Here is a 12,084-nt window from a genome sequence, read left to right on the forward strand (position 1 = left end):
ACGTATAAATCATGAAACTATCAGAAATAAAAACATACTTGGAACAACTTGAAACTATTGAGTTTAAGTTACCAAACGGTAGCTTAGTACCAAGACATTTTCACGTAACAGAAGTTGGAAAAATCTCAAAAACATTTATTGATTGTGGTGGGACATTAAGACAAGAAAGTGTCATTAATTTTCAACTTTGGGAAGCTAACGATTATGACCATAGATTGCACCCAGAAAAATTATTAAACATCATCAATCTTTCTGAAGATAAATTAGGATTGAAAGATGTAGAAATTGAGGTTGAGTACCAATCCGAAACCATAGGAAAATACAATTTAGGATATTCCGAAGGCAGCTTTTTACTACTTTCTAAACAAACAAATTGTTTGGCAAAAGATAACTGCGGTATACCATTAGAAAAGCAAAAATTAAAGCTTTCAGAAATTCAATCTCAAACTGCTAATTGTTGCTCACCAGAATCTGGTTGTTGCTAATCTCTAACCACTATCATATGCAATTCAATACTTTAAATAATCTAATAAATTCTTTAGATATATCTGCTATCCCTGAAGACCGCAAAACAGGTTTAAATGTTTTAAAAGAATATATTCAAACTAAAAAAGATAATAACCAAGATATCAATCTAAACTTTATTTGTACTCACAACTCAAGGCGAAGCCATTTATCACAAATATGGGCGCAAACCATAGCAAGCTATTTCCAAGTTAAAAATGTATTTTGCTATTCTGGAGGAACAGAAGCTACTGCAATGTTTCCTGTAGTTGGAGATACACTTAAAAAACAAGGATTTGAGATTAATAAACTTTCAAATGAGAAAAACCCTGTTTATGCTGTGAAATTTGCTGAAGACCTGTATCCAATTATATGTTTCTCAAAGACTTTTGATGCAAATTTTAATCCTAAAAATAACTTTGCTGCTGTGATGACATGCTCTCATGCTGATGAAAACTGCCCATTTATTGCTGGTGCAGAACAACGGATTCCTGTACGTTATGATGACCCAAAAGCATTTGATAACACGCCACAGCAATTAGAGAAATATGAAGAGCGTAGTCTACAAATTGCTACAGAAATGAAATACATTTTCTCTAACATTAATTAAATATGAAAAAGGAAATTGCAGAATTGGTTGGCACTTTTGCCATGGTTTTTTGTGGTTGTGGTGCCATGACCATTAATGAAATTACTGGTGGAGATATTTCTCATGTGGGCGTAGCCATAACTTGGGGTTTAATTGTAATGGCGATGATATATGCATTTGGTGAGATTTCTGGCGCACATTTTAATCCAGCTGTTACTGTTGCATTTGCAGTTGCAAAAAAGTTCAATTGGAAAGCTGTACCAAGATATATCATATTTCAAACTATTGGTGCCTTTCTCGCAATTGGATTATTATGGTTTTTATTTCCCGAAAGTCAAAGTTTTGGGCATACATATCCAGCTGAAGGTTTTTCACCTTACAAAGCCTTTGTTTTAGAGCTTATATTAACTTTCTTTCTAATGGTTGTTATCATTAATGTATCTACAGGTAGTAGAGAAATTGGCACAATGGCTGCAATAGCGGTAGGCGGAATCATTTTATTAGAAGCTATGTTTGCTGGTCCTATGACAAAAGCCTCAATGAATCCTGCTCGGTCAATTGCACCTGCAGTAATCTCAGGAAACTTACAGCATTTATGGCTATACTTAAGCGCCCCTTTTATTGGAGCTATCCTTGCTGTTTTTAGCTGCAAATTGGTTAAAGATGATAACTGCTGTGCAGAAGATTGCAAAGTAAATTAGTATTCTTGTTAAATTTTGTTTAACTATTAATAAAAATAGTTAAACATTCTTATCTTTACATTGTAAATTTTATGTAATGGCAAAGAAGAAAACTATATCTCAATCAGACTTAATCAATTTTTATATGGATTACGTGCTAATGCACGACCACAAACCAAAATCGGTATATGCATTCGCGAAGGAAAATAATTTCGAAGAATCTAAATTTTATGAATTCTTTGGTTCTTTCGAAGCGCTTGAACAGTCCATATTCAAAATATTTTTCAACAACACACACGCTACTTTAGAAAAAAGTGAAGATTATCAATCTTTCGATGCTCGTAACAAACTATTAAGCTTTTATTATACCTTTTTTGAAAACCTAACTGCTAACAGGAGCTACGTAGTTCATGCAATCGGAAATCAAAAAGAAAGTATGAAGTCTCTAAAAACGCTATCCCATTTAAAAAAGAACTTCAATAACTATATCGAGCATTTAGATATAAACCTAATAGATATACAACAAGACCAATTACAGAAAATTCAAAATAGAGGTATCAAAGAATCTGCATGGTTTCAGTTACTAGTAACCATGAAATTTTGGCTAGATGATACCTCACCTTCATTTGAGAAGACAGATATTTTTATAGAGAAATCAGTCAAAGCAAGTTTTGATTTGATTGATACCACACCACTAAAAAGCATCATTGACCTTGGCAAATTCTTGTTCAAAGAAAAAATGCACCAAAACTAGATGAAAACAATAGATAGTATACCCATTTCTAAAATATCTAGAGCATCTAAATTGGTGACTACTGGAGCAAAAGTTGGTGTTAATTATTTAAAGTATTACGGCGACAAAATGGTGAATTCTAAAGATGAAGCCAAAGAACGTCTTAATAAAAATAACGCTGAAGATATTTACGATAGCTTAAAAAAGCTAAAAGGTAGTGCTCTTAAAGTCGCACAAATGTTAAGCATGGAAAAAAGCATTTTACCGCAAGCTTATGTCGAAAAATTTTCATTATCACAATTTTCGGTTCCTCCATTATCACCGCCATTGGTGATAAAAACATTCAAAAAATATTTTGGAAAACACCCCGAAGATTTGTTCGATACTTTCAATGCAACCTCAGTAAATGCTGCCAGTATTGGGCAGGTCCATCTTGCAGAAAAGGATGGGAAAAAATTTGCTGTGAAAATTCAATATCCTGGGGTTGCAGAAAGTATTGCCTCAGATTTGGCTTTAGTAAAACCCATTGCTATTAAAATGTTTAACATCAAAGGAAAAGACTCTGACAAGTACTTTAAAGAAGTTGAAGATAAGTTAACAGAAGAAACTAACTATATCTTAGAAGTAGAACAGAGTAAAGCTGTTGTAAACGCCTGTAAACATATCCCAAACCTTGAATTTCCGGAGTATTATGAAGACTTATCTTCTAAACGTATAATCACCATGGACTACATGAAAGGTGAACATCTTTCAGAGTTTGTTGCGCATAATAAAGATCAAAATATGTCAAACAAATTAGGACAAGCACTTTGGGATTTTTACATGTTCCAAATTCATAACTTACGTAAAGTACATGCAGACCCACATCCAGGAAATTTCTTAGTGTCTAAAGAAGGTAAACTCATAGCTCTAGATTTTGGATGTATGAAGGCGATTCCTGATGATTTCTACATTCCTTATTTTGAATTGGCTGAAAAAGAAAGCATAGAAAATCCAAAAATTTTTACAGAAAAATTATATGAATTAGAAATCTTACGCCCTGACGATTCTCCTGAAGAAATAGAATTCTTTAGCGCCATGTTTCATGACTTATTAAGTTTATTTACGCAACCGTTTCATAACGAGACTTTCGATTTTTCTAATCCAGAATTCTTTAACAAAGTTGCAGAAATGGGACAACGTTACTCTAAAAGTACAGAACTTAGAAAAATGAATGGTAATAGAGGCTCAACTCACTTCATATATATCAACAGAACCTTTTTTGGATTGTATAACCTGATGTTTGATTTAAAAGCCGAAAACGTTAAGATTAATAATTTTATAAACCTTTAATGGCAGAGTTTAGTATAGATGATATTAATGAGATGCACCATCTTTATCGCATTAATTTAATTAATAGTTGCTCTGGATACAAATCTGCAAACTTAATCGGTACTAAAGATAAAGATGGTAATAGTAATGTTGCTGTTTTTAGCTCTGTTACACATATTGGCTCAAATCCTCCTATGTTTGGTTTTTTTACTAGACCTACAACCGTAATGAGGCATACTTACGATAATATTAAAAATACTGGTGAGTTTACATTAAACCATATACATCAAGATATTATTGAGGATGCGCATCATACATCTGCTAAATACGATAAATCTATTTCAGAGTTTGATGTTACCAAACTCGAAGAAGAATACAAAGATAATTTTGATGCGCCTTTTGTAAAAGGCTGTCCGCTTCAAATAGCCATGACATTTGTTGAAGAATACCACATAAAAACAAATAGCACCATTCTAGTCATTGGTAAAATAGAAAAGCTTTACGTAGCTGATAACTTAATGGAAAAAGATGGTTTTGTAGACTTATCAAAAGGAAAGACAGCGACAATAAATGGCTTGGATGGTTATGCTATTCCTACATTGAAGACCCGTCTAGGTTATCAACGCCCAAAAAAAGGATACGCACACAGAGACGACTAATCAATGAAAATATTACTCACAGGAACTACAGGTTATATTGCTAAACGCTTGGCATTACAACTACTTGAAGACAACCATGAGTTAATATGCTGCGTTCGAGATATGGAACGTATTCCTGATGAAATCGAAGAGCATCCCCAGTGTACTTTCATTAAAGTCGATTTTCTTAAACCAGAATCAGCAGAAATTCCTAAAGATATTGAAGCCGCTTATTATCTCATTCACTCCATGTCTAATTCTACAAGTGATTTTGAAGAACTAGAAAGAAAATGCGCTCAAAACTTTAAAGATTTAGTCAATAAGACTCAATGCAAACAAGTCATATATTTAAGTGGCATTGTTAATGACGATTCATTATCTAAACATTTAAAATCAAGACTTCAAGTAGAAAATACTTTAAAATCTGAAAAATATGCGCTCACAACTTTCCGTGCTGGTATTATAGTTGGTAGTGGAAGTGCATCATTCGAAATTATTAGAGATATTGTTGAGAAACTACCTTTTATGATTACTCCAAAATGGTTGAACACAAAAACGCAACCTATTGGTATAAGAGATGTTTTAACTTACCTATCTAACTCACTCGGAAATCAAAAACTTTACAACAATTCTTATGATATTTTTGGCCCTGAAATATTAACTTACAAAGAAATGCTACTTCAATTTGCTCAAGTTCGTGGGCTCAAGCGTTATATCGTCACACTACCTATTTTAACGCCAAAGCTATCATCATACTGGCTCTATTTTGTAACGTCTACTTCATTTCAACTCGCAGCTGCTTTGGTAGATAGTATGAAAGTTGAAGTCATCGGCAAAGTCAGTGATATCAATTCGCATATCGATATCATACCAATGCCTTATAAAACTGCAGTGGATTTGGCATTTCAGAAAATACAGCAAAATGCTGTAGTTTCTAGCTGGAAAGATGCAGTGAGTAGCGGTGTTTTCAAAGATCAGTTATCAAAACACATAGAGTTGCCTCAATACGGATGCTTTAAAGATGTCCGTTCTCGTGAAATAAAAGATGAAAACTATACAATTAACAAAATTTGGAATATTGGAGGTCGTAATGGTTGGTATAGTTTTAATACACTATGGAAAATAAGAGGCTATGTCGACAAGCTTTTTGGAGGTGTTGGACTTAGGCGTGGAAGAACTCACGATACTTATCTAGAACCTGGCGACCCATTAGACTTTTGGCGCGTTCTATTTGCCGACAAAGAAGAAAAAAGATTACTTCTTTTTGCAGAGATGAAACTACCAGGCGAAGCTTGGTTAGAATTTAAAATAGTAAAAAATAAATTGTATCAACGTGCAGTTTTTAGACCAAAAGGTGTTTGGGGACGACTGTATTGGTATTCTGTATTACCGTTTCATGCCTTTGTTTTTAGAGGAATGATAAATGCTCTGATAGAAAAAAAATAATGCCCAAAGGAATAAAAAAACAAAACCTACCAAGCAAAATGTGCCCGACTTGCAAACGTCCATTTTCATGGCGAAAAAAATGGGAACGAGATTGGGAAAACGTAAAATACTGTAGTGATAAATGCAAAAAACAGAAAATAACTCAAGCTTAGTTTGGTTTAGAAACGACCTAAGAACCATTGATAACATTGTACTTTCAGAAGCAACAAAAAGCAAAAAGCGTGTTGTTGGTTTATATTGTTTTGATCCAAAGTATTTTAAAGACAACAAGTACGGATTTAAAACTACTGAAAAATTCAGAGCAAAATTTCTATTAGAAACCATCATCGATTTAAAAGTTCAACTTAAAAAACTTAATATTGATTTATTAGTATATCAATCCGCACCAGAAGATACGATTTCGGAAATTGTATCGACATATAATGTATCCGACATTTACCTTCAAAACGATTGGACCAAAGATGAAATGGCAAGTGAAACAACTGTACAATCTTTAATTCCTGATGTAAAATTCCACAAGTATTACAATCAATTATTGTATCATCCTGATAATATTAATTTTGAGATTAATAATCTACCTCAAGTCTTTACTGTATTTCGAAAAAAATTGGAGAAGTATGTCGGTATTCGAGAAGAAGCTATCAACGAAATCTTACCGCTTTCTAATCGTATTGAAAACAATACAAAAATTCCAACATTACAAGATTTAGGATTTGATGATTTTGAGACACATCCAAACTCTGCATTTCCCTTTAAAGGTGGTGAGAGCGAAGCTTTAATAAGGTTAGAAGATTATTTCTTCAATACTAAAAGGCTTGGATTTTACAAAAAAGCACGTAACGGTTTGGTGGGTTTAGATTACAGCTCAAAATTTTCGCCATGGTTAGCAAATGGTAGTATTTCTGCAAGGACAATTTACTGGCAAGTCAAAAAATTCGAAAAAGAACACGTTAAAAATCAATCCACATATTGGCTAATATTTGAGTTGATTTGGCGCGACTATTTTAAATACGTTTCTCTAAAACATGGCAGCCAAATATTCAAATTAGAAGGAATTCTCAAAAAAGAGTATAATTGGAGCACCAACAAAAACCTAATTGAGAAATGGATAAATGGAGAAACTCAATCCGACTTTGTAAACGCAAATATGATTGAGCTTAAGGAAACTGGCTGGATGAGTAATCGTGGACGCCAAAACGTAGCCTCATATTTTGCCAAAGAGCTCAAGCTAGATTGGCGCATTGGCGCTGCATATTTTGAGTCGCTCCTACTCGACTATGATGTCCACAGCAACTTTGGCAATTGGATGTATGTGGCTGGCGTAGGTAACGACCCAAGAGATAGAAAATTCAACGTCAACCTACAAGCCGAGCGGTACGACGCTAATGGAAATTTTAGACGTCTGTGGTTACAAGCCAGTTTATTTTAGAAATGAACATTAAAGAAATACATATCATATTTCCACATCAACTCTTTAAAACTACAGCAGTTCTTGAGCAAGTAGATACTATTTATCTTGTTGAAGAATATCTATTTTTTAATCAGTATAAATTTCACAAACAAAAAATAGCTTTTCATCGTGCAAGTATGAAAGCCTATGCAAAATACCTCAAAGAAGAAGGTAAAACCGTTAAATATATTGATGCAACAGATCAGAAAAGTGATGTTAGAAAACTACTACCATATCTTAAAAAAGAAGGTGTAGAAATTGTGCATATCATTGACCCTACAGATAATTGGTTAGAAAAACATATAAAAAATGCTGCAGAAGGCTTAGATATCAAATGGTCTGAAAATCCTTTGTTTATCAACACAAAAGGCGATTTATCATCATTTTTTAAATCTACAAAAAAGAAATTCTTTCAAACCTCGTTTTACAAAAATGAGCGGAAGAATCGAAACATTTTAATGGATGGTTATTCTCCAGAAGGAGGAAAACTAACATTCGATTCTGAAAACCGAAAGAAATACCCAAAAGATAAGACACCTCCAAATATTCAATTTCCTAGTAAAACAGATTATCACAAGGAAGCTGAGAATTATATTCTGGACAACTTCCCAAATAATTATGGCGAGTTAAGTGATTTTATAGTCTATCCGATAGATTTTAAATCAGCTGAAGCCTGGTTAGAACAATTTTTTGAGTATCGTTTTCATGAGTTTGGTGCCTATGAAGATGCTATTGTCAAAGAAGAATATTTCCTGAACCATAGTTTACTATCACCATTAATCAATGTCGGACTTTTAAATCCAATAAATATTATTGAAAAAGCCATTTCTTATGCCAATTCAAATGACGTGCCTATAAATTCAACTGAAGGTTTTGTACGTCAAATATTAGGTTGGCGCGAGTTTATTCGTGGTGTTTATGAGGTCAAAGGCACAGAAGAACGGACCAAAAATTTTTGGGGTTTTAAAAGAAAAATTCCAAAATCATTTTATGATGGTACAACAGGTATTCAACCAGTTGATGATGTGATTAAGAAAGTCAACAAAACGGCGTATGCACATCATATTGAACGCCTTATGATTTTAGGAAACTTTATGGTGCTTTGCGAATTTGACCCAGACGATGTATACCAATGGTTTATGGAGCTTTTTATAGATGCTTATGATTGGGTTATGGTACCAAATGTCTATGGTATGAGTTTGTTTGCTGATGGTGGTTTAATGTCTACTAAACCCTATATAAGTAGCAGTAATTATATAAAGAAAATGAGTAATTATGGCAAGGGCGATTGGCAAGAAACATGGGATGGTTTGTTTTGGACTTTTATGGACAAACATCGTGACTTCTTTGCATGTAATCCAAGGCTGGGTATGCTACTCGGAAATTTAGACAGAATGGATAAAAAAAAGTTAGAAAATCATTTCAATTCAGCACAGTCATTTTTTAAAAAACTTGATAATGCTTAAAAAAAGAGAACCTATTAATGTTATTTGGTTTAAACGTGACCTTCGGCTTCAGGATAATGAAGCCATTTCTAATGCGCTTAAATCTGAAAAGCGAACACTACTACTCTATGTTTTTGAAAATATATTATTAAATGATAATCATTATAGTGACCGACATTTTAATTTTATAAGGGAATCAATTAGAGATATAAACTGTCAGCTACAACAACATAACACTAAAGTACTAGCTATTAACTCTGATATTATAAGTACTCTTAATGCGCTCCAAGAGCTTTATAAAATAGATACTGTTTTCTCTCATACTGAAACAGGAATTTTAGTCACTTACAATCGTGATAAAGAATTCAATCGTTATTGTAGAAATAACTTTATTAAATGGAAAGAAAATAAAAATAATGGTGTAGAACGTGGTTTATTAAATAGAGATAATTGGTTTGAAAATTGGGAAGATTATATGTCTCAGAATTTAGAGGTCTTTGAACCATCCAATAATCAATTCTTAAGTTTAGAAGAAATTGCAAGTTTAGAAAGCTTTTTATCTTTTACGGACTTAACTACACCAATAGATACAAGTTTCCAAAAAGGTGGCTCAACAACTGGATGGAAATATGCTAACTCCTTTTTTGAAGACCGATATAAAGACTATATGTTCAACATTTCAAAACCTGAAAACTCCAGAACTAGTTGTAGTCGTATATCTCCGTATATAGCTTGGGGCAATCTTTCTATTCGTCAAGTATTTCAAAAAGGTAAAGCCGTAAAAGAAAAGAGTAAAGATAAAAGACATATTAACGCTTTTTTATCGCGGTTACGTTGGCAAGCTCATTTTATTCAAAAGTTTGAAATGGAGCATACCATGGAACATGCTAGTGTAAATAAAGGGTACCATAAACTCAAAAAGAGTATATCTGATGAGTACCAAAAAGCTTGGAAAGAAGGTCAAACTGGATTTCCACTTGTAGATGCCAGTATGCGATGCTTAATAGAAACAGGTTATGTTAACTTTAGAATGCGTGCTATGCTCGCTTCATTTTTTACACATATTTTATGGCAACCATGGCAAGCTGCTACCACACACCTATCACAACAGTTTCTAGATTTTGAACCTGGTATTCATTTCCCCCAATTGCAAATGCAAGCAGGAGAAACAGGCATTAACAACTTAAGAATTTACAATCCAACAACCAATAGTCTAAAGTATGATGCTGATGCTATATTCATAAAAAAATGGGTCCCAGAGTTAGCTCACTTAGACATCCATTTTATACATGAGCCTAATCTTATGACACCAATGGAATCTGGCTTTTATAATTTTGAGCTTGGTAAAGACTATCCCAAGCCTATTGTAGATATTAAAATAAACCGCAAAAAAGCTAGTGATATTCTTTGGAATATGAAAAAAGACCCTGATGTTATCCGTGAAAGTTTTAGGATACTAAAACGACATACTATTAGCGATAGAAATCGTATGCTTAAAACTGATTAATTACTGTCTCTACTGTAAAAAAATTACAATCATAATTCTCTGTTAATTTTTGTTTAATCATTTTAAAAAAAGATTAAACATTCGTAATTTTGAAATAACATGATTATTGATACAACTTATTACAATAAAGAGCATAAGCAAGTAATAGCGGATTTAGTAGGTCCAGAATTTTCTTTGGTACAAAAGTTGAAGATGAATGGTGTAGGTAGCAAACGTATGATAATTGATGAAGTAAGTCCTAATATGAAATCAATGATTAATTTGGTATCGGACATTAATTATTCTAACATAGAATTACGACCAAAAGGTATATTACTAATGATTAACCAAGGACTAAAGAATTTTACATGGATAATTCCATATTATCAATTGGTCATATACAAAACAAATGGTAGTAGCATACACGCACAAGGAAGATTTGTTCATTATAGAAATAACAAAACCTTCAAAGAAAATAAAAAGTTTTTTGACAAGCTTTTAAACGAAAAAGTAAAGTATGATATGGCACACGCCATGCCCATGTAAAATGAAATTAACAGAAAGAGAAATAGACCGTATTATTGAAATGGCTTGGGAAGACAGAACAACCTTCGATGCTATTAAGTTTCAGTTTAGTCTAAAAGAACAGGAAGTGATTAACCTCATGCGTCGAGAAATGAAACCAAGCAGTTTCAAAATGTGGAGAGCACGTGTGCAAGGGAGAGCTACAAAACATAGCAAAAAAAGAAATTTTGAAGAAGGCAGATTTAAATGCTCGAGACAAAAATCTATATCAAATAACTCTATATCAAAACGATAAACCGTGCTTTGATTTAAGGTTGGAGTTCTTAAAGACAGCACATTAAAAAGATTCTTAATGGAAACAAAAACAATTCCCACTAAAAATGGTCATGCCTTAAACGGATTCAGTATCGAAGATATTGGAGACGACCATTTATTTACAAGTTTAGACACACCAATGAATCCCAATGCTTTTGATATGTCTGATAAAGAGAAAAAAGAACGTATCTCTATATTATTTTCAGAAATCATGGATGTTATGGGCTTGGACTTAACGGACGATTCCCTTCAAGGAACGCCAGACCGAGTTGCTAAAATGTACATCGAAGAAATATTCTCGGGTTTAGACCCAAAAAACAAACCTAAAGTCGCGTTGTTTGATAATAAGTATCAATACAACCAGATGTTAGTAGAAAAAGACATTACCTTCTACTCAAACTGTGAGCACCACTTTGTACCAATCATAGGCAAAGCTCATGTCGCTTACATTTCTTCTGGTAAGGTCATAGGCTTATCAAAATTGAATAGAATTGTACAATACTATGCTAAACGCCCACAAGTACAAGAGCGTTTAACACAGCAAATAGCTAATGAGCTTAAAAATGTGTTAGGTACAGAAGATGTTGCCATTGTTATAGATGCAAAGCATTTATGTGTATCTTCAAGGGGTGTTAAAGATGACACTTCTACCACGATTACAACATACTATGGCGGTGCATTTAATACGCCAGAAAAAATTAATGAACTTCAAAATTATATAAACAGTTAAATATGGATATTTTAAAAAGAGCTGTTGAATTTGAAAACAGAAAGTTTTCATTCAAAACCACAAGTGATAGAATTGTAGCTGCAAGAGAAGCAAAAGAATTAATTCTTGCTGTTAATGAAGTCTACAAACAAAAGAAAGATGCAAAATTAATGGACCTAATGAAGCGTCTAACAGTAATTAAACAAAAGATAGAAAAGCGCCTTAAAGGACGTCCTTTAACAGCTGCATAATA

15 protein-coding genes are annotated in these 12,084 nt (G+C 33.2%); all 15 read left to right on the forward strand.

Translation table 11 applies throughout. The annotated features are described in order from the left end of the window. Positions 1-11: 11 nt before the first annotated feature. The 15 genes from Q0770_RS12145 (at position 12) to Q0770_RS12215 (ending at position 12,082) form a co-directional block, all read left to right on the forward strand. Positions 12-485 carry a DUF6428 family protein gene (locus Q0770_RS12145; RefSeq protein WP_299117332.1) on the forward strand — a complete coding sequence of 158 codons (474 nt, stop codon included), beginning with the start codon at positions 12-14 and terminating at the stop codon, positions 483-485. A 17-nt stretch (positions 486-502) separates the two neighbouring features. Further along, positions 503-1,114 carry a low molecular weight phosphatase family protein gene (locus Q0770_RS12150; protein WP_299117333.1) on the forward strand — a complete coding sequence of 204 codons (612 nt, stop codon included), beginning with the start codon at positions 503-505 and terminating at the stop codon, positions 1,112-1,114. 2 nt (positions 1,115-1,116) lie between these two features. Then, on the forward strand, positions 1,117-1,794 hold the full coding sequence (locus Q0770_RS12155) for an MIP/aquaporin family protein (protein WP_299117334.1): 678 nt from the start codon (positions 1,117-1,119) through the stop codon (positions 1,792-1,794). 76 nt (positions 1,795-1,870) lie between these two features. Next, positions 1,871-2,527 carry a TetR family transcriptional regulator C-terminal domain-containing protein gene (locus tag Q0770_RS12160; protein WP_299117336.1) on the forward strand — a complete coding sequence of 219 codons (657 nt, stop codon included), beginning with the start codon at positions 1,871-1,873 and terminating at the stop codon, positions 2,525-2,527. Next, positions 2,528-3,838 carry an AarF/ABC1/UbiB kinase family protein gene (locus tag Q0770_RS12165; RefSeq protein WP_299117338.1) on the forward strand — a complete coding sequence of 437 codons (1,311 nt, stop codon included), beginning with the start codon at positions 2,528-2,530 and terminating at the stop codon, positions 3,836-3,838. Further along, a complete protein-coding gene (locus Q0770_RS12170; protein ID WP_299117340.1) occupies positions 3,838-4,476 on the forward strand; it encodes a flavin reductase family protein in 639 nt (212 codons plus the stop codon). Before Q0770_RS12165 ends, Q0770_RS12170 begins: the two co-directional genes overlap by 1 nt. Positions 4,477-4,479: 3 nt before the next feature. After that, positions 4,480-5,901, forward strand: coding sequence for an SDR family oxidoreductase (locus tag Q0770_RS12175; RefSeq protein ID WP_299117342.1), 1,422 nt, complete (start codon positions 4,480-4,482; stop codon positions 5,899-5,901). Further along, positions 5,901-6,053: a DUF2256 domain-containing protein gene (locus Q0770_RS12180; RefSeq protein WP_299117344.1), complete on the forward strand. Its 153-nt coding sequence runs from the start codon at positions 5,901-5,903 to the stop codon at positions 6,051-6,053. The genes Q0770_RS12175 and Q0770_RS12180 overlap by 1 nt, the downstream gene beginning before the upstream one ends. After that, positions 6,023-7,330: a DASH family cryptochrome gene (locus Q0770_RS12185; protein ID WP_299117345.1), complete on the forward strand. Its 1,308-nt coding sequence runs from the start codon at positions 6,023-6,025 to the stop codon at positions 7,328-7,330. The genes Q0770_RS12180 and Q0770_RS12185 overlap by 31 nt, the downstream gene beginning before the upstream one ends. 2 nt (positions 7,331-7,332) lie before the next feature. After that, positions 7,333-8,817 (forward strand): cryptochrome/photolyase family protein, encoded by a 1,485-nt coding sequence (locus Q0770_RS12190; RefSeq protein ID WP_306420472.1) that lies wholly within the window; start codon positions 7,333-7,335, stop codon positions 8,815-8,817. After that, on the forward strand, positions 8,810-10,303 hold the full coding sequence (locus Q0770_RS12195; RefSeq protein WP_299117347.1) for a cryptochrome/deoxyribodipyrimidine photo-lyase family protein: 1,494 nt from the start codon (positions 8,810-8,812) through the stop codon (positions 10,301-10,303). The genes Q0770_RS12190 and Q0770_RS12195 overlap by 8 nt, the downstream gene beginning before the upstream one ends. A 99-nt stretch (positions 10,304-10,402) precedes the next feature. Then, positions 10,403-10,828, forward strand: coding sequence for a hypothetical protein (locus tag Q0770_RS12200; RefSeq protein WP_299117349.1), 426 nt, complete (start codon positions 10,403-10,405; stop codon positions 10,826-10,828). A gap of 1 nt (position 10,829) precedes the next feature. Further along, on the forward strand, positions 10,830-11,102 hold the full coding sequence (locus Q0770_RS12205; RefSeq protein ID WP_299117350.1) for a TIGR03643 family protein: 273 nt from the start codon (positions 10,830-10,832) through the stop codon (positions 11,100-11,102). 57 nt (positions 11,103-11,159) lie between these two features. Further along, a complete protein-coding gene (gene folE, locus Q0770_RS12210; RefSeq protein ID WP_299117352.1) occupies positions 11,160-11,852 on the forward strand; it encodes a GTP cyclohydrolase I FolE in 693 nt (230 codons plus the stop codon). Between the two features lie 2 nt (positions 11,853-11,854). After that, positions 11,855-12,082, forward strand: a complete 228-nt coding sequence (locus Q0770_RS12215; protein ID WP_299117354.1) for a hypothetical protein — start codon at positions 11,855-11,857, stop codon at positions 12,080-12,082. Positions 12,083-12,084 lie beyond the last annotated feature (2 nt).

This window comes from uncultured Winogradskyella sp., assembly GCF_947501905.1.
In the GTDB taxonomy this organism is placed as follows: Bacteria; Bacteroidota; Bacteroidia; order Flavobacteriales; family Flavobacteriaceae; genus Winogradskyella.